The 23,732-nt window shown below is 57.6% G+C and carries 17 protein-coding genes; 6 read left to right on the top strand and 11 right to left on the bottom strand.

The annotated features are described in order from the left end of the window. Positions 1–146 precede the first annotated feature (146 nt). From K227x_RS18630 to K227x_RS18615, 4 genes are all read right to left on the bottom strand, one after another. Positions 147–1,190, bottom strand: coding sequence for an aldo/keto reductase (locus K227x_RS18630; protein WP_246145917.1), 1,044 nt, complete (start codon positions 1,188–1,190; stop codon positions 147–149). A gap of 134 nt (positions 1,191–1,324) precedes the next feature. Beyond that, positions 1,325–2,146 carry a glycosyltransferase gene (locus K227x_RS18625; protein ID WP_145171852.1) on the bottom strand — a complete coding sequence of 274 codons (822 nt, stop codon included), beginning with the start codon at positions 2,144–2,146 and terminating at the stop codon, positions 1,325–1,327. An 86-nt stretch (positions 2,147–2,232) separates the two neighbouring features. Beyond that, entirely contained in the window at positions 2,233–3,333 is a 1,101-nt protein-coding gene (locus K227x_RS18620) for a hypothetical protein (protein WP_145171850.1), read from the bottom strand. Between the two features lie 412 nt (positions 3,334–3,745). Further along, a complete protein-coding gene (locus tag K227x_RS18615) occupies positions 3,746–4,762 on the bottom strand; it encodes a TIGR03009 domain-containing protein (protein ID WP_145171848.1) in 1,017 nt (338 codons plus the stop codon). A gap of 399 nt (positions 4,763–5,161) precedes the next feature. Here K227x_RS18615 and K227x_RS18610 point away from each other — a divergent pair, with 399 nt between their 5' ends. Then, on the top strand, positions 5,162–6,307 hold the full coding sequence (locus K227x_RS18610) for a WD40 repeat domain-containing protein (RefSeq protein WP_145171846.1): 1,146 nt from the start codon (positions 5,162–5,164) through the stop codon (positions 6,305–6,307). Positions 6,308–6,423: 116 nt separating this feature from the next. After that, positions 6,424–11,913, top strand: a complete 5,490-nt coding sequence (locus tag K227x_RS18605; RefSeq protein WP_391540383.1) for an SdrD B-like domain-containing protein — start codon at positions 6,424–6,426, stop codon at positions 11,911–11,913. 95 nt (positions 11,914–12,008) lie between these two features. Here K227x_RS18605 and K227x_RS18600 read toward each other — a convergent pair whose 3' ends face one another. The 3 genes from K227x_RS18600 to K227x_RS18590 form a co-directional block, all read right to left on the bottom strand. Continuing rightward, on the bottom strand, positions 12,009–13,343 hold the full coding sequence (locus tag K227x_RS18600; RefSeq protein ID WP_145171842.1) for an ATPase, T2SS/T4P/T4SS family: 1,335 nt from the start codon (positions 13,341–13,343) through the stop codon (positions 12,009–12,011). Positions 13,344–13,413: 70 nt separating this feature from the next. Beyond that, positions 13,414–14,622, bottom strand: a complete 1,209-nt coding sequence (locus tag K227x_RS18595) for a type IV pilus twitching motility protein PilT (protein ID WP_145171840.1) — start codon at positions 14,620–14,622, stop codon at positions 13,414–13,416. Between the two features lie 226 nt (positions 14,623–14,848). Then, complete coding sequence (locus K227x_RS18590) at positions 14,849–15,727, bottom strand: RAD55 family ATPase (RefSeq protein WP_145171839.1); 879 nt, start codon at positions 15,725–15,727, stop codon at positions 14,849–14,851. A 391-nt stretch (positions 15,728–16,118) separates the two neighbouring features. Between K227x_RS18590 and K227x_RS18585 the strand changes: the two genes are divergently transcribed. Together K227x_RS18585 and K227x_RS18580 are read left to right on the top strand one after the other, a co-directional pair. Beyond that, positions 16,119–17,258 (top strand): acyl-CoA desaturase, encoded by a 1,140-nt coding sequence (locus K227x_RS18585; protein ID WP_246145915.1) that lies wholly within the window; start codon positions 16,119–16,121, stop codon positions 17,256–17,258. 246 nt (positions 17,259–17,504) lie between these two features. Beyond that, a complete protein-coding gene (locus K227x_RS18580) occupies positions 17,505–17,837 on the top strand; it encodes a hypothetical protein (RefSeq protein ID WP_246145914.1) in 333 nt (110 codons plus the stop codon). A 113-nt stretch (positions 17,838–17,950) separates the two neighbouring features. Here the strand turns inward: K227x_RS18580 and K227x_RS18575 are convergent, their stop codons facing one another. Continuing rightward, on the bottom strand, positions 17,951–19,198 hold the full coding sequence (locus K227x_RS18575) for a hypothetical protein (protein ID WP_145171834.1): 1,248 nt from the start codon (positions 19,196–19,198) through the stop codon (positions 17,951–17,953). A gap of 223 nt (positions 19,199–19,421) precedes the next feature. Between K227x_RS18575 and K227x_RS18570 the strand changes: the two genes are divergently transcribed. Then, the gene (locus K227x_RS18570; protein WP_145171832.1) at positions 19,422–19,841 is read left to right on the top strand and encodes an Rrf2 family transcriptional regulator; all 420 of its coding nucleotides are present in this window, start codon (positions 19,422–19,424) and stop codon (positions 19,839–19,841) included. A gap of 157 nt (positions 19,842–19,998) precedes the next feature. Here K227x_RS18570 and pheS read toward each other — a convergent pair whose 3' ends face one another. The 3 genes from pheS to rpmI form a co-directional block, all read right to left on the bottom strand. Continuing rightward, complete coding sequence (gene pheS, locus K227x_RS18565; RefSeq protein WP_145171830.1) at positions 19,999–21,045, bottom strand: phenylalanine--tRNA ligase subunit alpha; 1,047 nt, start codon at positions 21,043–21,045, stop codon at positions 19,999–20,001. A gap of 125 nt (positions 21,046–21,170) precedes the next feature. Then, complete coding sequence (gene rplT / locus K227x_RS18560) at positions 21,171–21,560, bottom strand: 50S ribosomal protein L20 (protein WP_145171828.1); 390 nt, start codon at positions 21,558–21,560, stop codon at positions 21,171–21,173. 144 nt (positions 21,561–21,704) lie between these two features. After that, positions 21,705–21,926 (bottom strand): 50S ribosomal protein L35, encoded by a 222-nt coding sequence (gene rpmI / locus K227x_RS18555; protein WP_145171826.1) that lies wholly within the window; start codon positions 21,924–21,926, stop codon positions 21,705–21,707. A 345-nt stretch (positions 21,927–22,271) separates the two neighbouring features. Between rpmI and K227x_RS18550 the strand changes: the two genes are divergently transcribed. Beyond that, positions 22,272–23,600 carry an IS1182 family transposase gene (locus K227x_RS18550; protein ID WP_145169287.1) on the top strand — a complete coding sequence of 443 codons (1,329 nt, stop codon included), beginning with the start codon at positions 22,272–22,274 and terminating at the stop codon, positions 23,598–23,600. The last annotated feature ends 132 nt before the right edge of the window (positions 23,601–23,732 follow it).

Raw genomic sequence — 23,732 nt, 5'->3', positions numbered from 1 at the left:
GGGGATGCCTGCCGGAAAACCTCAGGAAACCACCCTGCGATGTCTCGCGAACTGCCAATCGACCCGCGTGGTCTGACCGGAATTCGCGAAACACCCTAATCGTATGAAATTTCACGTCATCCAGTAAGGAGGCCCTGGGATCCCGATCACTCATAGATCGGAAAGAACGTGTGGAACGCCGATTCGCAAAAATCGCCTGGATCATTGAACCGACGATGTTGGTCCAGCCCGGCGATCGTGGCCATCTGATCAGCAGAAAGTTCGAAATCGAACAGGGCCAGGTTTTCTTTTAGACGCTCCGGATTCGACGTCTTGGGCACCACGTTGGTGCCCCGTTGGACGCCGAAACGCAGGCAGACCTGGGCCGGTGTTCGCTTGACGTCGGTGGCGATCTGAACGATCGCCGGGTGAGTCAACAACGATTCCTGGGTCTCGGCCCTGTTCAATTGGAAATACGACTGGGCACCCAGCGGCGAGAATGCCGTCACCGCGATGTCGCTTTCTAGGCAATATCGCAGCAGTTTCTGTTGAGTCAGGTACGGGTGCATTTCGACCTGCAGCATCGCCGGCGGGATCGTCGCTTGGTTCTTCAGATCGCGAAGCAACGATACGCCGAAATTGCAAACGCCGATATCTTTGATCAGTCCCTCCCGCACCAGTTCTTCCATCGCTTGCCAAGTGTCGATGATCGGGACCGCTTCGGTTTCGATCTTGGGATCATCGGCGTCTGGATTCATGATCCAGCCCGGTGGATAGCGGGTTTCGATCGGCACGAATGCCTGCGCGATTGGGAAGTGGATCAGGTATAGATCCAGGTAATCCAATTGCAGATCCGACAACGTTTTCAGCAGAGCCGTTTGAACGTGTTCTGGGCGATGGTACGTGTTCCAGAGTTTGCTGGTGATCCACAGTTCGTCGCGGGTGACGTCGCCGGCGTTGATCGCGGCGGACAGTCCAAGGCCGGTTTCGATCTCGTTGCCGTAGTCACACGCACTATCGAAATGGCGATATCCACATCGGATCGCTTCGTGCACGATTTCAGCGGTAACTTCTTTCTCGATCTTCCAAAGCCCCAGTCCCACTTTGGGGATCTTGCGGCCTGTGATCAGTGTCGTTGTTGGTGCGGTGATGGTCGTGATCTCCGAGTGGGCGGCAGCGGTGTCCTGGTCGGCCGGCGGACAATGTGTCACGCATGGGCACCAAAGAAACTGAACAGCGCAGTGTACCGAATCGCTGGAAATCGTATCAGCCGGTCAATCAACCGACCGCATCGTTGGAACCGCAGATTCGTCTGGTAAGAAGGCCAGGACCTGGGTGTGCATCGCTAGGCAGCTTCTGGCAATCCGTACTCCGTGCGGACGCGACCGCTGCTGACGGTTTCCCGTCGGATTTGGCGATTGCGATCGAGGTCCTCTTGGTTGGCATAGCCCCGACTGTGGTCCAAGTGCAGAACGACGGTTTGGAACCGCACGTGTTTCCCTCGGATGCCTGCGTTTTCAAGCCGTTCGCCCAGTTCACGATCCTGGCCACCGTATCGCATTCGTTGGTCATACCCGCCCGCGGCGATCACGTCGGCGGTCCAGCCCGACGAGTTGTTCCCGTTCCAGGTCGCACGCGTTGTGGTGACACGGTTCAGCACACTGCTGCCCTTGCCTGCTACCAATCGCAGCCAGCGGTGCGACGGCGGCAATCCGTTTTGGCGTAGCCAGTTCAACGAGAAAGCGTCGCCGCTGCGAATATCGTCCGGTGTAATTTGTTGGCTCAACGGCATCGGCAACTTGTAATATCCACCGGACAGGAATCGTCCGGGGCGACAGGCCGTAAAGTGTTGCCCCACGAAATCCCGACGCGGGATGCAATCGCCGTCCGAAAACAGGACGTAATCGCCGGCAACCGACTGCAGAGCTCGATTCAGAATCGTGCTCTTTTGGAACCCGTCGTCCGCATGCCAGACGTGCTTGATCGTCATACCGGTCTGGTCACGCATTTGGTGGACCAGTTCGGCGGTTTCGGTTTCCGATCCGTCGTCGGCGATCACAATCTCGAATTCTCGATGCTGTTGGACAGAATAGCCCCATAGGACCTTCTCTAGCCAAGCCGGTTGGTTGTAGGTCGACAACACGACGCTGATCAATTCTGGCTTCATCGGTAACGGGCTCGTCAGTTGAATTCTTGGGATCGCTTGTGCATCGTCGCAGCATGCAGTGCAGGTCGGCCGTATTGACTGCGCTGCTAAGCGGCACGCCGCATTTCAACGTTGGGTTGGGAAAGGTTTTCGTGATGAAACGGCATGCAGATCTGTTTGCGGTCGGTGTTGGTCGTGCCGTCGCGTAAGCCCTGCATGAACGTTGCACCGCAGAGGTGCGCGTCGTAGAAATCGGCAACGTTGCGCCGCATTGTCTGAATTTTGTGTTTGGGCATCTCGTCGATCTGGTGCACTGCATCGATCAAGCCGGTCCGGCCAGAAAAACAGATCGCTGTTTCGCCGTCCACCAGCGGCGGCGTGACGCGGTCGCCGTATTCGATGATCGGAATCGTTCCGACGCTCATCGCTTCGATCAAATGGTGGCAAGTCGGTTGAGACGACCCGGGGCAGCACAAGAAGAAATCAGCGGATGCGATTGCCGGCAACCAGTCCGATGCCGACACGGGATCGACGCGGCTGTCGGATAATACGATCGCATCGGGCGACTTCGCAGCGGCGATCTGTTGGACGATTCTTGGTTCGAAATTATCCGTGATCGTGGTCAGCATTTCCAAACGGTTTAGCATCCCAAAGCCGCGTCGGATTTGCGAATCGCCGTAGCGTTCCTTTTGATTGCCGGCGAACAGGACGGAGATCCAACGTTGATGATCGCGCAGTTCGGCCAATCGCTGTTCATCGATGTACCGCAACGTCGCCGGGTGCATCGGGTAGGGCATCACCGGGATGGTGCGATCGATGTCGCGCCCGATCTGCATCTGGATGGTCTGTCGCGGACCACCGACCGGCTGAGGCGAATCGGTCAGCACCAATGTGTCAGCCGGCAAGCCGTCGGTGGTGGCCGCATAGTCGACACCGGGCATCATCAGCATCGACCGACCATGCGGTTTGTGCGCGATCCCGGCCAACAGCATCGAATCGCAGACCAGTGTCAACGGTGACCCGATCTGATTGGTGTGATGGGCGATCGTGGCTAGGTGGCGAGCACCATCGATTAGCATTTGATCGGTTCGCAGCACCAACGCGACGCCGCGCTGTGGGAACGAATGCGTTGCCGCCGGCTTTTCGCGAAGCAATTGCCGTGCGCGGCGGATATCGAAGGGGAAACGAACCAGTGTTTTCAATTTCATCCCAGCGTTTCCCATTGTGTACCGCGTGGCCCATGCGTCGGTGGGCGGTGTCTGGATGGTCTCTGAATCGAACGGCCGAAATCGATCGGAATCTAGCGAATCGTGATTCGCTGCGTGTTCGGGGCCGCTGACCGCGTTTTGATTACCGAAAAGTGCCGGATGGCGTCAAGTTCGGCGTTCGCGTTTAGGTCCATCGATCAAGGATGCACTTTGCAGGAATCCCCTTTCGCAAGCGACGGCCAAGCGGCTGATTCAGCGAAGCCGTGACTCAGTGGGCACCATGCCCGGCGATTCAGGATCGCGGAGTAAGTCTTGCGATCGGTCGTCATGCAGACCAAGGCCGGTGGCCGCACACCTTTCGAAAAGATGCGAAGCCACCGACCTTGGCGGATCGATTCAGGTGATGCTGGCGTTAGCGAGTCGAGCTAGGATTCGCAGCCTGTTGCATCGGTGGTTCGGCGGGAGCAACGAACTTGTCTCGCATGATCTTCCAGCTTGCGGGCGGCTTTTCGGGGACGAAATTGCCCAGGAAGTTTTGGAATCCAGCACCGATGCTGTTCCGTTTGACGTCGGTGAATTCGTACTGATCCCACTTGGGGGCCGTTTTGAAATCGTAGTTGGGGGCGTACATCTTCAACGCTTGCGGCAAGAAGGTCGTTTCCTCGAGCGCGATTTGGACCAGCTTGTACTGAGCCCGGTCTTCTTGGCGTTTGGGCCACGCTTCGATGAAGACGATACCGGGGACTCCGGCGTCCACTTGCCGAACCCAGTAGCGATCTTGGATCTGAGCGGCATCCAGGTTGAACACGAACGGCAGCGGGCTGCTGATAATGTTCTTGCCCTGCATTTCAGGAGGCAGGTCTTGGATGCGGCACTCTTCTTTGCTGCGATCGAATTCGATCAGCTGCGTTCCGTTGCACACCCAGTGTTCGCCGTACTGGCCGGTTTGTGGTTTGTAATAGGGTTTGTCGCCATCTTTCCCGGCATAAAAAACCAGTTGGTCGACGCGAAACAGTCCCCGGTCGGGGGCTGCGTACTTGACCACGCCATCGGCGCGGGTGGCATGCAGGCCATTGGGAGCAGCGAACACGTCAAAGTGCCAACGAGTGAATTTGCACTCCAGCGTCTTGGTGCCTTGGCTCTGTTGTTGCCACGCCAGTAGGACGCGTTGCAGCTGGGCGTTTTCCTGTTCCGACAATGCGGGGAAAGGCTGTGCAGGTGCAACCTGATTTGCTTGTGCTGCCGTTTGGGCGGCATTGGCGCTGGGGCGAGGCTGTGCAGCAACGCGGGCGGCCGGGGGCTGATTGGCTTCGCTAGCCGCTTGCTGCGGCTGCCGCGCATAGCTGGGCGCTTGTCGCGGCTGTTGGGCCGAGATCGTTGAAGCCGAAAGGAGAATCGCCACGCCGGTGGCAAGAGTTCGTCGCATCATCCTTGAACGCTTCTTTCTTCAATCGTGAAACACACTTGTGGCACGCATCCGCTGGGTCCCACCGTTTTTGTGCTTTTCCCCGAGGCTTTTGTCTAACAACCTGGAAGGGCTGAAACGGCCAATCTGATTCAAAGCACCGAACACTTGTAGCGTTCAGGACGGAAGTAATGAAAGAGGAGTTTTGGGGCGGTCAATCACGGCGATTCCGATCAGTTTGTGCAATCGGACCAGTCGGGACCGGTCGATGCTCCCCCGGGTGCCAGCAAGATCGGCAACCAGACGCGTGGAAAGATTTTCCGATTATTCGGGTCATGACGGCGCCAGATAGCTGCCGATCTTGATTGGGGATGTGTCTGGGTATGCGATCGACATTGCGCTGTTGATGCCGCAATACGTTGAATGATGGATTCCGCTTACGAATCAAAAGTTTCCGGCCGGGGGGAAAAAATCATGGTGCCTTACCGATTGCGTCCGAATCGTTTGCGGGCGATGGCGATCGCGGCCGCATCGATCGTCGTTGCGGGCGAATCGACTGCCCAGGATGCAACGTCGCCAATCACCCCCACGGTGACCACGGAATTGCGGGTCAGCGGTGCGTCGATGCTGCCGCTGCAAAGTCGGGCCTACCGATTGGTCGGTGAATCCGATGTTCGCGTTGTGGTGACGGCGATTTCGGCAGACCCGCGAGGCGAGTTTCTTGCTGCCGCTGGTGACGACCATGTCATCCGAATCCTCAGCACCGCAAACTTCTCCGTCATCCATAAATTGGTGGGCCACCGCGATCTAATCCGAACACTTGCGTTTGATCCCGGCGGCAACAAATTGGTGTCCGCTGGAAACGACGGGCAGCTGATCGTTTGGGATCGCAACGCCGATTTTGCCGTCCAGCAAAAAATGACCAGCACGCCCGCGTTGGCGTGCGTCCGTTTTGCACCGGATGGATCCGAGATGGCTGCCGTAGGTTTCGACAACGAAATCTATTTGATCGGGCGTCAAAAGCGAGAACGTTCGGTGCTGACCTGTGAATGCAATGACCTGCGATCGGCCGTTTACCGCGATGACAGTGGTGTGATTGCGGTCGCTGGGCGTAGCGGTGATCTGCACCTGTTTGATTTTGTCACCGGCACATTGGCCAGCGAACACCCGCTTCACGAAGGTCGCATTCACGACATCGTCTTTCATCGCAGCAGCAATGTGGCGATCTGTGTGGGTGACGATGGTGCCGCGACGGTGTTCGATACCGGACAAAAGAAGCTGTTGCACCGGATCCAGGTGACATCCGGAAAGTTATTCGCCGCCACGGTGTTGAACAGCCAACTTGTGGCCGTCGCGGGTTCCGACAACGTGATTCGCGTGATCAACACGGACGAAGGTCGAGTGGTGAAAACGTTGGCGGGGCACAAGGGCAGCGTTTCAACGTTGACGGCCAGCGACGATGTGCTGTTCTCTGGCAGCTTCGACGCAACACTGCGCCGTTGGCCGATTGGGGAAATGGGCCCTGGGGAAGAACGAATCGCCGATGCTGACACCACGGTTGGACGATAGCAGCCGGCGGTGGTGAATCTGTGTCGATCGCAGGCGGTTGCCCGGATCGACACTCTTGGAAGTTTGAAACTGTCTGTTGCCACTTGGGTTACAGGCCAAATTTGGGGCACACGGAGGTGCCGAGCGTGATCTGGAAAGCCAAACGAAACCGAATTCGAAAACCGGCCGTCCGCACGGACTCGTTGAAGCGTCGCGCCGTAGGTCCCGAAAGGCTGGAGCAGCGGCGACTGTTCGCTGCCGACCCGATCCATGTGGGCGTGGTCTACATCGAAACCGACTACCTGGAAAGCGATCAGGACGTTGGTGGGGATTCCCAAGGTGACCGTTTCATCCTGTCGTTTACCGGGGGGGCTGCGGACACCGAATTGACGGAACTTCGCCTGATCACGGACAAAGATGGTGACGGCATCAGTGTCGGCGATCCCATCTTTGATACTGCCCTTGGTGGGCGTGGCAAAAATGGCGCCCACGGTTTCCAGATCGTTCGCATCACGTCGGCAGACGGCCGGACGATCAATGCGCAAGCCGAAGTGGAAGACGGCGGCCAGGAACTGATTCTGCGGCTGACGAATTTCCGCGCCGGCGACCGCTTGGAATTCACATTGGACGTGGACGAAGTCCTTCGCAATTCCGCGGATTTGGCGGTGTTCAACGATCGCTTGGACGTGATCACATCGGGACAAGAATTCCAGGATTCGATCTTAGAAGCAACGTTCAACGCGCCGCACTTCGAAACCGCTCATGCCGATGCGATCTTCTTGAACGACTATGGGGACCCCCGTAGCGATTTCGGTCTGAACCTGCCTGCCGACGATAGCCCGGATACCGATAGTCGTCCGAACCGATCAGCCGCCGCAGTTGCCAACACCAACCAATCGCCCAAGCCGATCGATATCGGCGGCACGGTGTGGTTGGATAGCAATCTGGATCAAATTCGTCAGTCCGGTGAAACGCTGCTGTCCGGTGTAGGGATCGCATTGTGGAAACAGGACAGTTCTGGCCAGTATGCGGACACGGGATTTCGGGCTACGACCAACGATCAAGGCGAATACATCTTTGCAAAGTCGTTGGGGCTGACCCCCGGTACCTACCGGATTGTGGAAACCCAACCAGCCGATCTGTTCAGTGTCGCTTCGTTGCCGGGGACAGTTTCCGGTGCAACGTCCGGTGTGTCGCAGTCGATGGACGTGCTGAGCGAGGTCAATATTCCGTTGGGCGACACGTCGGCAATCCATTATGACTTTGCCGAAGCTGCTCCTGCATCCATCGGCGGCAACGTCTACATCGATTCGAACAACAACGGTGTCCGCGATGCGGGGGAAACAGGAATCCCCGGTGTCCGCATCCAATTGGTGCCGCTTAGCACGATCGCGCCCCAGTCGGTGTTGACCGTCACCACCGACGGTAACGGTACGTATTCGTTCACGGGGCTTGCGCCGGGCAGTTATGAAGTCATCGAAGTCAATCAGCCTGCGGGATTGAACGATGGTTTGGATTCTGCTGGCACGATCGATGGACGCAGCGTTGGCTCGGCGGAAAACCCGGGTGACCGACTGTACGGAATCACTTTGGCGGGCAGCGACGCAGGGATTGAATACAATTTTGGGGAAACCCCCTACGGTTCGATCGCGGGTTTCGTGTACTTGGCCGGTCCAGGGCAAGACTGCAATGGTGATCACGACGGCAATGGCAGCACGCCGATCGCCGGCGTCGAAGTGCTTTTGCAGGATGACCAAGGAACGACGATCTCGCGAACCACGACCGGTACCAACGGTGGCTATCAGTTTGATGATGTGCCGGTTGGTAACTACCGCATCGTCGAATTCACTCCGACCGGATTGTTGGACGGCGGTTCCCACGTCGGTCGCATCAACAACGTGACGGTTGGCACGTCGGTCGATGGCGGATTGATCTCGGAAATCACGATGACGCCGTCGGGCGTTGGGGTGGAATACAATTTCTGCGAGGCGGCGCCGGCGACCCTGTCTGGCTTTGTCTATCACGATGCGGACGACGACGGTGTACGGGACGCGGGCGAAGACGCGATTGCTGGTGCCAATGTGGCATTGGTCGACGCGACCGGGAAAACGGTTGCGACGGCGACCACGGACGCGACCGGTCGATACGAATTCGAAGGTCTGTTGCCAGGCGACTATTCGATCGTCGAAACGCAGCCGGCCGGATACTTGGACGGCAAAGATACCGTCGGTACCATTCGCGGAACCAAAGTCGGCCGCGACACGGGCGCCGACTCGCTGGCATCCATCACGTTGAAACAGGGCGACGTCGGCGTCGAGTATAACTTTGGCGAACTTCGTCCCGCATCGCTCTCTGGACGCGTTCACGTCGATCTGGACGACGATTGCGAATTGGACCCGAACGAAGAAACCCTGGCCGGTGTGACGATCCGATTGATCGATTCCAACGGAGAGGAAGTCGCTCGGACAACGACTGATAGCGAAGGCAAATACACCTTCATCGATCTGGAACCTGGTACCTACACGGTCATCGAAGAACAGCCCGAAGGTTACTTCGAAGGCGGTGCCAAGCCTGGGTCGGCCGGAGGCACGACGTTGGATCCAAGCCGTATTGGTAGCATCACGCTGACGTCGGGCGAGGTTGCTGTTGACTACGATTTCTGTGAACGGCCGCCTGCCGAGATCAACGGTTCGGTGTTCAATGATGTCGATGACGATTGTCTATTCGATTCCGACGAAATCGGAATCGAAGGCGCCCGGGTAGAACTATTGAACTCTGCCGGCGAAGTCATCGCATTCACCCTGACCGATGCGTCTGGAAACTATCGATTCACGAACCTGCCGGCGGGCGAATATCTGGTCCGTGAAATCCAGCCCGATGGATGGTTGCAAGGTGGCCAGAAAGCCGGCAGCCATGGGGGTGATGATTCGCAGCAGGACATCATTTCGCGAATCCCGATCGGATGGGGACAGCGGCTGACGGAGTACAACTTCTGCGAACACGAGGGTGCTGAGATCAGCGGATCGGTTTACAACGATCGCGATGGAGATTGCGTGTTTGATCCCGACGAAATGGGAATCGAAGGCACGCGAGTCGAATTGTACAATTCGGCCGGGGAAATGATCGGATTCACGCTGACCGACGCAGATGGGAACTATCGATTCACCAATCTGGCGGCTGGCGAATATGTGGTTCGCGAGATCCAGCCCGAGGGATGGCTGCAGGGTGGCCAACAGGCCGGTAGCCACGGCGGCGACGATTCCCAACGCGACGTGATTTCGCGGATTCCCATCGGATGGGGCCAGCGGCTGACCCAGTACAACTTCTGTGAACTGGAACCGGCTAGCCTTTCGGGGACCGTCTATGTCGACAGCAATGGCGACTGTGTTCACGATCCCGATGAACCGGCACTCGCCGGCGTGACCGTCGAACTGCGCGATGCATCGGGGCGCTACGTCGCACAGACGGTGACCGATTCGATGGGACGCTACGAGTTTGATAACCTTGCTCCCGGCCAATACCAGATCTTTGAACAGCAACCCGATGGCTACTATCAGGGCGGACAGGTTCCCGGGACCGGTGATGGCGAAGTGTTGGGCGAAGACTTGTTGGGAGTCCGACTTGGGGCTGGGCAGGATCTAGTCAATTATGATTTCTGCGAACTTCCCGGATCTTCGATCAGTGGCCGCGTTTGGCAGGAAAGTGATCTCAATCAGGTATTCGATGCAGGGGAGGACCCGATTTCCGGGGTTGTCGTCGAGTTGCTTGATGGCGACGGGAACGTGTTGTCGCGAACGAGCACCGACGGGCAAGGAAACTACGTCTTCGATCAGCTGGCACCCGGTGTCTATTCGGTTCGTGAAGTCCAACCCGGTGGATTGTTCCATGGTGGACAGGTCGTCGGTGACGCCGGTGGCGAAGTTGGCGGTGATGATTTGCTGGTCGGAATCATTCTGCCCGGCGGCATGAACGCAAAGAACTACGATTTCCCTGAAGTTCCCCCAGCGATGATCTCGGGATACGTATTCCAAGACGGTGGGAAGCTCTACCTGACCAGCGCACCGGCAGCCGAGGATTTGCGGGAGTATCGCGATGGCCAATTGACGAGTGATGACCTGTTGCTAGGCAACGTCACGCTGGAACTGCGGAACCTGTTGGGATTGCCGTTTGATTCCGGACGCGCATTGTCGGGGACCTATGCCGATGGGCCAATCCGCGTGACAACGGATTCCACCGGGTACTATGAATTCACCGGGCTGCGACCAGGCACCTATCACGTGTATCAGGTCCAACCGGATGACTACATCGACGGACTCGATACACCTGGTTCCACAGGCGGCATCGCCGTGAACCCGGCCGATGTTGTCGATGACGCTGACAAAATTGTGATTCAAACCTTGGCTGCCAGCGAGGCATCGAATCCCAACGATGATGCGATCCTGAATATCACGTTGGTCGCCGGCGGCCAAAGCATCAACAACAACTTCAGCGAGATTGCGATCGAACAGGGCCAGATCCCTCAATTGGAAGTGCCCACGCCGCAGCCGCCTTCGGTCGTTGCCCCGATTGAATCTTTCGATCCGCGAATTCAATTGATGTCGTTCTCGACTCCGTTGACCTATCGATCGCCTGTACTAGCGGCAGACGAATGGGCCGTGACTTGGCACCTTAGCGTGATCAATGGTGGCTTCCCGCGTGGAACGGTCGGGGAAGACGGAACGATTCAAGGCGTCAGTATCAAATCGATTACCCAAGACTGGACTCAGGGAGACCAAGACAAGGGGCGTTGGACCATTGCCGACCAAGAGGGCAAGCGTTCACAACGCAGCGACGATTTCACGCTTGGTTTGCTGGACGCAACCGCTATGGCGGGTGACTTCGATGGCGATGGCAGCGACGAAGGCGTCATCTACAAAGACGGTCAGTGGTTCGTTGATTTCAACGGCAACGGGAAATGGGATGCCGGTGACCTGTGGATGAAATTGGGAACGGAAATGGATCGTCCGGTCATCGGAGACTGGGACGGCGACGGGAAAGACGACATCGGAATCTTCGGTCGACAATGGGCTCGCGACGAATTCAAGATCCAGAAAGACCCGGGGCTGCCAGACCCCGATAACACTCGCCGACGCGAAGTGAATGCTGAAACCTTGGCGCAAGCCGAAGACGGTGGCGGCGATGACCGCAAACGATTGATGGTTCGCGGTGAAGAAGGTGCGCTTCGTGCGGACGCGGTGGATCACGTCTTCAAATACGGCGAACAGTCTGATACCCCGATTGCAGGCGACTGGAACGGAGACGGCATCGACCAAGTTGCGGTCTACCGCGATGGCAAATGGTTGCTGGACGTCGATGGGGATGGGCGCTGGACCAGCCGCGACGAACACGTCTCGTTCGGCCGCCCCGGTGATGAACCGATTTCCGGTGACTTTGACGGCGACGGCATCGACGAAATTGGCGTCGTCCGTGGCGACCTATGGATCATTGATACCGACGGTGACCGCCGAATCACGGGCAATGACAAACAGATTGTGGTGCCACGGTCCAGTCCCGATAGTCAACCGGTTGTGGGTGACTTCGATGGCGACGGAAAAGACGAACCGGCCTACTATGACGAATCGGCCTAGCTGCGGTTCGAGATGCGAGGTGTGGGGAAGGTTGGCGTCATTCACCGACCATCGTGTTGACCGTGGTCAACACGATCGATGGATTCACGCGGCGACTAACGCTTTGCGAATACTCGCTTCAGTTCATCCAGGCTGGTCAGTCCGCGTGCGACAGTCAGGATGGCTTCGGCTTGCAGGCCGCGATGACCTTCGGCTTTCGCGATTTGGGTCAGTCGGCTGACGTCCTGTGTCTTCATGACGGCTTTGCGAAGTTGTTCGCCAGGAGTCAGCAATTCGAAGATCGCGATGCGTCCGTAGTATCCGCGGCCATTGCACACGTGGCACGGAGTCAGCGGGGCCGGCTTTCCGTTTTCGTCGACCTGTTGTTCAATCGGCGGTGGAATGAACGGTCCATACAGCATCGCGACACGTCCCGGTGGGATGCCCAATTGTTTCAGCAGTTGGGCAGGCGGTTCGTAACCGAGTTTGCAATTGTCACACAGGCGTCGCACCAATTTTTGGCATAGCACAGCGCCCATCGTGGCGCTGATGTCGCTGGCTAGTTCCTTGTATCGGCCGACGATTTTGACGAAGCCTTCGATCGCTGAGGTAGCATTGATCCGCAGATAGACCTGTTTCTCCGATGCCTTGACCTGGTCCACGCAAACCGACAACGATTCGGGTTCGGGCAGTTCGGGGAACAGCAAAACGTCCGGCTCTCGCAGGATCATTCGGCGAACGACTTCAAGTTCCGTCTTGCCCGTCTCGCCGCCAAAGAAGTTTTGGGTGACGTTGATGATTTCGGGTTCAGGATTGGTTTCGTCTTCAAAGGATTGAAAGTCACGGACCAAGCGGTCGGCGGCGTTCAGCGACATATTCCATGTGGTCGTCAGCCCTTCGCCCTTGGGAGCCGTGATCAGCATCATGTTGCCATGCGCGTCCAGTTTTTCTTTGTAGATCTCGTACAGCTTGTCCCGCATTCCCAGATCGCTCATCCGGTCAAACGGAATCTTTTCGGCCTCGATCCTGCACAGCACTCGTTCGCCCGTCTTCACGCCCTGCGATTGAACGTGCAGGGTGAATTTTTCCTTCGCGATTTTGACACCGCAGGCGCCCGATTGGGCGGATCGGCGATCGGCCGGATTCATCAGGCATAGCTGTTTCAACGCGTACAGCATCGCGTTGGCGGTTTCGGCATCGATCGGTGGCAATTGTTCCCAGTTACCGTCGATCTGATATCGGATCGCGCAAGCGTTGGCGGAAAAATCGAGCAGCAGGTGGGTCGCACGCGCCTGGATTGCGTGCGCCAACTGGCCGCCGATGACTTGGTAGCCGGCACCTTGGCGAGTCAGGATCAACAACGACTGGGCTTGGGTGCGATCGGACATTCGCGGCGCGAACTCGACCGGAGCGACCGTTTGCCAGAGTTGGATTTCTTCTTGTGCGGCCATCAGGAGGAATATTCTTTAGTTGGATAGGAGGTTGGCGAGAAGGAACAGTCTGTTGGTCACGGCCCGAGCGTTACAGGATACCGGGGGCTTTGACGTCGATGCCCTTCAGAGCCATCTTCAGGGATTCCTTGTTCGGTGCGACTGCGAACGCGGTGGGGCGGTCGATCAATTCGTCGTCAATCAACTGCTTCAGACTCATGGTAAAGTCCTGCATGCCGTCTTCGGCACCGATTCGAATGGCGTCGGGCAGCTTGTGGTCTTGTCCCTCTAGCACCAGTTTTCGAATCATTGGCGAAAACGTCATCACTTCGCAGGTGGGGACCCGCGGCACATCGGGACGGATGGTCTTCAGCAGTTTCTGGGCGACGATCCCCTTCATATTGAACGCGATGGCGGATCGAATCGCACCGTGCATCTCTTCGGGGAACAAGTCCAAAATCCGCCCGATCGTAGTCGACGCACTGGCGGCGTGAATGGTGCCGAACACCAAGTGGCCGGTTTCCGCAGCGTGGATCGCCGTCATGAACGTTTCTTCGTCTCGAAGTTCGCCGACCAGGATGATGTCGGGGTCTTCCCGCACGGCGTGCTTCATGCCGATTTCAAAGTCCTTCACATCCTGGCCAATTTCCCTTTGGTTGATCAGGCATTTGTCTTCGGTAAAGATGAATTCGATCGGGTCTTCCAGCGTCAGAATGTGCTTTCGATAGATGCTGTTGATGTAGTTCAACATCGACCCAATGGTCGTCGATTTACCGGAACCCGTCACGCCGGCCAGCAGCACCATGCCTTGGTCGAAGTGACACAGGGTTTCCATCACCGGCGGCAGGAACAGGCCTCGGAAGTCGGGGATGAAGTTGCTGATTCGCCGAGCAACCAGCCCGATGTTTCCCAGCGACTTCAGCATGTTGACCCGGAATCGCCAGCGGACTCCGTCGACATCGATCACGTGCGAAAAGTCAGCACCGCCGTCTATTTCAAAAATGATCAGGTTCCGCTCGTCCATCATCGGCAACAGAAGACGGACCATTTCTTCCATCTCAATCGGTGGTCGATTCAGCGGTTTCAGTTCGCCGCGGACCCGCACCATCGGTGGCTGGCCGACCTTCAGGTGAAGGTCGGAACCCTCTAGTTTCACCAAAGCGCGGAAGATCTTGTCGACCTCTAGTTCCTCCCTCTCTTGCAGCAAGCTAGCACGCAATCGGCCGGCTACGGCTTCTGCCGACGAATCCAGCACGGGGCCAGCAGTGGCTGGGGCAGGGGAACCTTTTTTGTGTGACATGGGTGCCTGAATGAATCGAGAAGTAGGTCGGACCGCAATGAGACCGACCCATATTCTAGGCAAACCGCCGACCATAGCGAGACCCGACATCGGACCTAGCCCACGGTGTCGCAGGTTCGTCACCGCAGAATCGGTGCAACTGTTCCGATCCGACTGCTCCGACTGCAATTATCCAGGGTTTGGGATGGATCCTCCGATTTCGGGACGTGGCCACCGGATCGATCGATCAACCAATCTTGAGGCCATCGGCTTCGATCTGGAACGGGACGATCGATTCGTCGCAGGCGCTGCCGCGGTGTTTGGCGACGCACAGTGCGCGGCCCATCTGGTTTCCCTGGCGTGTCTTGCCCATCAAGATGATCGTGTTGGCGTTCGAAAGGACGTCGCCACTCTCGATTGGTCGAGAGATCAGGTCGTCCAGCATGACCTCGCGGCTGGTCGCCAACAACACGCAACCGATCTTGGTGTGGTCGTAGGCGGCAGCGTCGATCCGTTCAGCATTTTCACGAAAACCGACTCGAAACAAATCGCGGGCCAACCAATCATGTTCCTTGCGAACGATCTGTTGATAAACGTACTCGAATAGTTCGAACTGGATCGACTCGGCCGCTCGGTCGGTCGGTTCGATCCCATCGATCACCGTGCGGCGAACACCATGGACAAAGTTGCTGTAGAAGAATGCGATCGCTTGATCTAGTTTTTTGGCTTGTTCGTACTTCCATCGGCGCCAACCATCGGCGTCCATGTCCGATGCGGTGACCCGCCGCCCGGCGTCACGGAACAGGTGCATGCTGTCGCGGCGAGCTTGGTCGCGATCCCAAACGGCATCCAGATTGACGCGGTCCGCGACGGGGGATTCCTGCAGATCCCAATCGCAGATTCGTTTCGCATAATCGCGGTGGTTCTGCGAGTCGCCTCGGGACGTCAAGTCAAAAAACACGCCTCGTTCGCCTTCCTGGGCCAGTCCGTGATTGGCGAATGTGACGCCCAACTGAGTCTTCCCGATTCCTGTCGCTCCCAAAACGACGGTCAAGGTGCCCGGCAGCAGTCCGCCTCCCAACATCGAATCCAGAGCGGGCGATCCTGTTTGAAGTCGTTCGGTCATGGTTCTCGAAGTCGTAGGTAGGGATATGGAGGTGGAGGGCAGGGAGTCGAATCACGAAGTCGAAATGGCAATCGGTGCGTTGATTCGCGGCGCGGCGGTCAGGGAGTTTAGCGATCAAATCGGTCGGTGTTCAGAGCCGCTGTGCTACGGCGCCGGGTGATGTTTCTTCGTTCGTAAAGTTTTAGCGATTGGATGTGTTGGGCAAGACCCAGCTCGCGAAACATCGGCCCCAACGCACAAAACTCGGAATTCGCCCCTGCTTGGATCGACCGCTGATCGGTATGTTGGGGGGCCATCGAGTGCGTGGTCAGATGATCAGGGTTTCGGAATTCTGTCGTAGATGCCCATAAATATCGCTCGCAGTCGAACAAAAACCGTTAGAGGATTCAGGATGAGCGGAGTCAAGATGACCATCGAGGCAAAGAAGCTGTCGACAGAATCGAACCTAGCTGACCACTCGGATGACGTCGCATCGGTGCTGGCCAGTCCGCTTGAACGATCTAGACAAGTTGTCGAGTCTGGTGGTTCGCGCGTTGATTTAATCGATGGTGAACCAACGGGGGGCAGTGAATCGGTGGTGCCTGCGCCGAAGGGCCGGCAGCGAGAAAAGCTGACTCCCGAAGGTCATACGAAATCCGCGGTTCGCAAAGACTATCTGGTCTTTTTCATTGCGCTGCACGCTTTGGCGTTGTTGGCCGTGCTGCCCTTCTTTTTCTCTTGGGCGGGAGTCGCAGCGTTTCTGATCGGCGTGGTCGCGTTCGGTCAAATGGCGATCCCCATCGGATACCATCGTCTGTTGTCGCATCGCAGTTTCAAGTCGCCGCGTTGGTTCGAACGTTCGCTGGTAACCTTGGCGATGTGTACAGCGCAGGAAACGCCAGCCCACTGGGTCGCCTGGCACCGCATGCACCACTCGCATTCTGACCACCACGAAGATCCGCATTCGCCGCGAATCAGCTTTCTATGGGCACACGTGCAATGGTTGGTGCACGAGACGCGAACTCCGTTGGCCACCTACGCGATGTACGAAAAGTACGCCAAAGACATCTTGGCCGACCCGTATTATCGGTGGTTGGAAAAGTTGCCGGTGGCCGCTGGGATCTTTTACTTTGGCCACGCAATCCTGTATGCCATCGTCGCAAACTTGGCTTGTTTGGCGATCTATGGGAACACGCCGGAAGCCTACCGAATGGCTGCTAGCCTGTTCGTGTGGGGCGTGATTCTGCGAACCGTTTGGGTGTGGCACATCACCTGGGCTGTGAATTCGCTGACCCACGTTTTTGGTTACCGCAACTACGATACGACCGACGATAGCCGCAACAACTGGTTTGTTACGCTGCTGACCGCGGGCGAAGGCTGGCACAATAACCACCACGCGGATCCATCGAGCGCGTCGGTCCAACACCGGTGGTGGGAGATCGACATCAACTACTACACCATCCGATTGTTCGGCGTTCTAGGGTTGGCCACGGACATCATTCCACCCCGACACGTCCGCAAGCAACGTTCCTTGGCATCCAAGCCAAGGTAGTCGTCTGGGGAACTGGATGATTCCGCGGTGCATCCCCGCGGCATGCGAATGGTGGTCAACGAGGTCCAGGCCAACGATCCAAGCGTGATCGTTCCGGGGTTCCAGGTCAGCCGACGGAGTCGCCGGCGGCAGGTCAGTCGGTTAGCTGCGGCCCGCTTGCTGCGTGGCTTGCATGGGCGGTCCGGCGGAGGGATGATTCGGATCAGCTTCCAATGACTTTGAACTGCGTGAACCGGATACTGCCGCGTGACTGATCAAGATCCATCTCCGAAACAACCGCCATCGCCATCACCGAGCGGTTCACTGCCCATCGGGGAACAGCCGGCGGATGTGCCTTCGTTCGGATGCATCGTCTACGTGCGTTCGAACCCGACCGGAGGCGTGGTCGCCCGAGTTGCCAATTTGCCAGGCATCACGGTGGAAGCTGCGACCGAGCGTGCGGCCTTGTCCAAGCTGGTCCCCCAGTTCAAGCAGGCTGTTCAGTCGCATCTAGCCGCAGGCGATGCGGTGCCATGGATCGACCCGCCGTCGCCGATCGTAGAGGGCGAGCAAAAGCGGTTTCTACCCACCCATCTGTAGGCCGAATCAAGCGAAGCGCTGATCCGGCATTTCTTCGCGGTACCTAGCCTGCACGCTTGCCGGATCCGCGTCGCTGCGCTCCTTGATCCGGCCTACTTCGCTGCGGGGGCATGCTAGACGCCGGGCAAATCGAGCGTGTCCGCTAGGATTTCGCGAATCTCTTTTCGCATCTGCGGACTCAGGTGCGTGTATTGGTCCGGGGCGTCCTGGCCGGATAGGATCTGGTCCAATTTGGCCATCACTCTTGATCGGCATTCCGGCGGAAGCGCGGCGAAGGCATCCGAATAGATCAGGTAGCTGCATGGGTATCGGAACAGCCGTGTGGTCAAATCCAATTGACGCAACGATCGGCCCTGGGAATCCCGCGGGCCGCGGTCTTCAAACTCTTTCGCAAAGTCGCTGGTGCCAGAGACGGGATCGGTCAGCGGGAACTCGTCGCACATCAGCAAGTGTTCCAGCACTCGATCCACCGAGGAATCGATCCGCCGATTGGCGCTGTCGCTGATGTGCCCCTTGGGGCGATCCAGTAGTTCGTTCATTTGGTAGGACTGGTGCAGTGCGCGACGAGTTTCGTAGTTCGCTGCGGCGATCGCATTGTGCATCTGCGTTTGGTGTTCCAGCACCATCAACGCCACCAAATCGCTGTGCGGTGTCAGATAATTGTCGGTGCTGAACCGATCGTTCAGGTCGATCACATTGGCGCCCGGGTCGCGGTCAAATGTGGTTTCGTCATCGGTGGCAATCGTGTTGCCCATGTGACGCATCGAACCGTGTTTGCCCGTCACGTACCAGCCACCCCATCGTTCGTGGAATGGACTGGTTTGGTCCGTCACGAATGTTCCGCTGCTCAGTTTGGGACGTCCCGATGCATCCGGAAACACGCTGCGGACCAAGTAGCCCGGTACATTCTGGGTTCGCGTATTGGCATGGCAGGCCAAACACTGTCCGCGGTCGCGAACGAACTTGGGTTGCTGGTCGGCGTCTTGCGCCAAAGTGTAAAAAATTGCACCCTGTTTCGGGTCGGTGACCGCAAACTCTAGGACGTCCCCGTTCTGGCAATACCCAACGTAAACGTCATCGTTGAAATACAGCGCCCGAGGTCGACGCGGCGAGATGCGGTGCAATTGCAGGGATGTTTTCGAGAACACCAATGTCTGGGAAGCGATGGGCACCTCGAGAGCCGACAACGCCGACCGTAGGTAGCCAAAGTTGTCTTCGTAATCCAGTTCGGCCTCGCCAGCCGATAGGCGTTGGTCCAGTTGCCACACCGCGTCCGTTGTCGCAGCCCCCGTGTAGTCAATCGGTGGTTGCTCGAAATCGGTGCCCTGGGCCTGCAGCAGCGTGGTGAATGCCAACGTCATCGTGGCGACGATTCCTGCGGTGACCCGCCTGGAAGGGGGCAGGGCAGACGCGGCGGAGTGGGTTTGAGGGGCGGGTGTCAAAAGCATCGCGTTGCCGATTTTCCGTAGGCTGGTTAGACTCAATCTGCACCCCTAAGGGTAGGTCCTCGAAACATGCATGACAAGGTGTATGATCGGTGGGCTCGCAAATTGGGTTTATTGTTGCCGTCACCTGGATCTTTGAATGTTGTCGAAAACCGCCGAATACGCACTGCGGTCTGTTGCCTGCATGGGCACTCGATTGGATCAGCCCACATCGGCTGACGTGCTGGCCGAGCATACCAAGGTGCCACGGCGTTACCTGACTCGCGTGTTGCAGGATCTGACGGCGGCCGGTTTGGTACGCTCGCGTCCTGGCCCCGGTGGCGGCTACGAACTGGATCAGCCGATCGAAAGATTGACAATTCTGGACGTGATCAATGCGGTCAGCCCCTTGGAACGCATTCGTTCCTGCCCGTTGGGGCTGAAGTCACACAAGTCGCTGTGTCCCTTGCATGCCGAGCTGGACAAGGCTTACGCGGCGACCGAGGCTGCGTTTGCCGGCGTCACGATCAAGGATTTGCTCGGTTCCACCAATCCGGTCATTCCGCTTTGTGAATCGTAGTGCTTGGTGAAGCGCAAGTGCGTCAGCCACGATTGGCTTGGGCGGCCAGCGGATGTTGCCAGGATTCCGCGTTCAGCGTCGGTGAGTAGATTTCTGGCGAAATCCAGTTCGTTTGGATCGGTAGATCTGGACGCGTGATCGAGGTGGGCGTGCGGTTCTAGAACTGGCTCAGGAAACGCAGGTCGCCGCTGTACAGGTCACGGATGTCGGTGACCGAATGTCGTCGCATGCACAGCCGTTCGACGCCCAGTCCGAATGCGAATCCGCTGACTTGTTCCGGGTCGTAGCCGACCGCTTCAAACACGGCCGGGTCGATCATTCCAGCGCCACCGAATTCGACCCATGCGTCGTTCCAGAAAAAGTCGACTTCGACGCTGGGCTCGGTGAATGGAAAAAAAGATGGACGGAAGCGAATCTCGACGTCTTCGCCAAGGTAGTTGTTGGCGAAGACACGCAGCACGGTCTTCAGGTTTGCCATCGTGACGTGACGGTCGACCAGCAGGCCTTCCATCTGGTGGAACATCGGAAAGTGGGTCGCGTCGGGCGCGTCGGGACGGTAGACGCGGCCAAGCGAGATGATGCGAATCGGTGGTTGCCGATTTTCCATCACTCGGATTTGCACCGTGCTGGTCTGGCTGCGCAGCAGCTGCGATCCCTCGATGCCACGGTCGCGTGCGACGGCACCATCGGCCAGCGACGCGGCGGTGGACAGATAGAAGTTGTCCAGCGGATCGCGGGCTGGGTGGTCTTCGGGAATATTCAGTGCTACGAAGTTGTGGTGCGGATCCTCGACCTCCGGCCCTTCGGCCGCTTCGAATCCCATCCGACCCATGATCTCGGTCAGGTGGGTAATCGTTTGCGTGATCGGGTGGATGTGTCCGATCGAAGGACGGATACCCGGAAGGGTGGCGTCGAAGGTCGGATCGATGCCATCGGCTTCGCCGCCGCCAAGCCGCTGCTTGGAATCATCGAAGGCGGCCTGCACCGCGGATTTGAACGCATTCAGTCGCATCCCAGCGTCCTTGCGGTCGCCCGGGTCGATGCCGCCCATTTGCTTCTGGACGTCTTTCAGCGCGCCCTTCTTGGCACCTAGGTAGCGCACGCGTGCGTCTTCCAGGGCATCGGCATCTGCGGCCGCATCGAAAGCGGCTGACGCTTCACGTTCGAGATCGTCGAGCGTGGTCAAGAAATCCTTCAGCGACATGGTTGCCTTACGCTGGTTTGCTGACGAACACCGAGGCCCTGGCACGAGGTGCCAGGGATCTGAAAAGAAGATCGGGCGACATGGTTGCCCGAATGCCCGTAGGCGAAGTTGGAAGTGAACGCTGTTTAGGCGGTCGCTTCGGCGTGCTTCGGTTGCGGCGCGGTTGCCAGAGCAGCTTTCACTGCATCGCAAACGTCCTTGAAGCCCGCTTCGTCATGAATCGCCATTTCCGATAGCGTTTTACGATCCAATTCGATGCCAGCCAGCTTCAAGCCAAAGATGAATTCGCTGTAGCGAATGTCGTGTTGGCGAGCGGCGGCGTTCAGACGAATGATCCAAAGTTTGCGGAAGTCACGCTTCTTGGCGCGGCGATCGCGGAATGCATAGGCACCACTGCGGAGCAACGTTTCTTTCACGGTCCGCGTCAGCTTGCTACGTCCACCGCGGAAGCCCTTGGCTCGCTTGAATAGACGTTTCTTGCTCTTATGACGTGCTGAGCCGGTTGTGGTACGCATCGCTAGTGATCCTTAACTTTGAAAGTTCATTCGTGTGTTCCGATTCAGGCCCCGACACAGATAAAGGTGCCGAAGTTTTGCCCAATCGGATGGGAAATCAAATTCCCTGGATAGTAAAAAAGAAATCGAGGTTCGATGGCGGTCTTAGTAGCTGTTGCCAGCCAGAGCCGCTTGGATCGTCTTTTCCATGCATGTGTCCACCGAAGTGGTGCCACGCAGGTTACGACGGCGCTTGCTGCTGAGTGCTTGAGCCAAGTGACTTGTACCGCTGCTGCGGTGCATCGCTTTGCCCTTGGCGCTCAGTCGGAAACGCTTCTTGGTGCCCTTGTGGGTCTTGACTTTAGTTTTTGCTTTAGCCTTGGTCATGGCTGTTCCGGTCCGTCATTATCGGTGAAATTTGGTTTTCCGCTAGCTGGAAGCCCCGCAAGATAGCGGAAGCCTAACGGAATGGGAAGTGCTGTTAGATTGCTATCGAAAAGCTGGTCGTCGGGGTTAGCAAGGTTATCCGGGCTGGGTGGTCCAGGGGGAACGTGTAGTAGCCGGTCTCCCCCCCCTGCCAGCGGAATGGTGGTACGAAAATCAGTTTTCGATGTGCATCGTTTGACCGCGTGGGCATCGCCCCGCGCGCTTTTGTGAAACGCGCGGCCCGCTGAGGCTGTGAATAATTGAGTTTTGGCTTGTTGGATTTCTGCATGGGGCTAAATTATTTGCATGAAAATTCCAACCGATGCTCAGCAGCGTGGTTCCGCTCGCACCCACCGCCCCGAACGCAGCCAAGTTGAGATGCGGTTCTATTCGCTTGACCAGATGGTGGCCCGCGAGCACCGCGTTCGTTTGGTATGGCAGTACTGCGAATCGCTCGACCTCGGACCGCTTTACGAGAAGATTAAATCGAAAGTAGATGGTCGTGGTCGCACCCCGATCGATCCGCGAATCCTCTTCGCCCTGTGGTTCTACGCAACGCTCGAAGGGATCAGTAGCGCCCGCCGTTTGAGCGATTTGACCACCCGCGACTTCCACTACCTGTGGATCTGCGGCGATGTCACGGTTAATCATCACACCCTGAGCGACTTTCGCAGCGGCAACGCCGAGTATCTCGAGAAGTTGCTTAGCGACTCGATCGCCGTGCTGCTGAGCGAAAAACTGATCACGTTGGATACCATCGGGCAGGATGGCATGCGGGTGCGTGCCTCGGCCGGCAGCAGTTCGTTTCGGTCCGAATCGACGCTCCAACAGATGCAAGAGGTTGCCGAAGACTATGTAAAGGAACTCGCCGAGCGATCCGACGAGGAAGCTGCCGCGGCAACTCGGGCCGAACAGGCCGCCCGCAAGCGTGCTGCCGACGAACGACTCGAGCGTATCAAGGCGGCTCAAGAGAACCTCAAAGAACTTGAGCGACGTCGTAAAGAGAAACGATCACGCAAAAGCAAGTCGACCCCACGAGCCTCCACAACGGACCCCGAAGCGGCGCGGATGAAGATGGGAGACGGCGGTTTTCGCCCCGCCTATAACGTCCAATTCGCCAGCGACGGCGACTCTCGAATTGTCGTCGGCGTGAGCGTTGACAATCAGGGCAGCGATCAAGGTGAGATGCTTCCGATGTACGAGTCGATCTGCCGCACCTATGGGGTGACGCCGGCACACTACTTGGTCGACGGCGGGTTCACCAAAGCGAGCGATATCGAAGCGATGGACGCTGCGGGGACGGAGGTTTACGGTCCACTGAAGGACATCAAAAGACAAGTCGCTAACGGCAAGGATCCCCATGCGAGCAAGCCGGGCGATAGCGACGCGATGGCGAGGTATCGAAAGAGGATGGGGACACCCGAGGCGCAGGAGATGTTGAGACGACGTCCATCGATAGCTGAATTTCCCAACGCGGAATGTCGTAATCGCGGTCTTCATCAGTTCCGGGTTCGTGGCCAGAAGAAAGCAATGGCCCAAACGCTTTGGCACGTGCTGGTGAACAACTTCAATCGATTGAACAACCTAGGATTTTTACAAACACTGATGAGGCAATCCTGTACTGCGACGCCTTGAGGTTGGCCTCCGGTCTCCAATCGTTGGACGCATCGCGTCCAACGAAGCTTCAAAGCGATCCACCAAGACAAAAGAACCACCGAAGCTTCAACCTGAAACTTTGACGACGACCGGCAATCCAAAATTTTTGAA

The sequence above is a fragment of the Rubripirellula lacrimiformis genome (genome assembly GCF_007741535.1).
GTDB lineage: Bacteria > Planctomycetota > Planctomycetia > Pirellulales > Pirellulaceae > Rubripirellula > Rubripirellula lacrimiformis.
The sequence above is the reverse complement of the archived record's forward strand: the minus strand, read 5'-3'. Positions and strand labels throughout refer to the sequence as shown.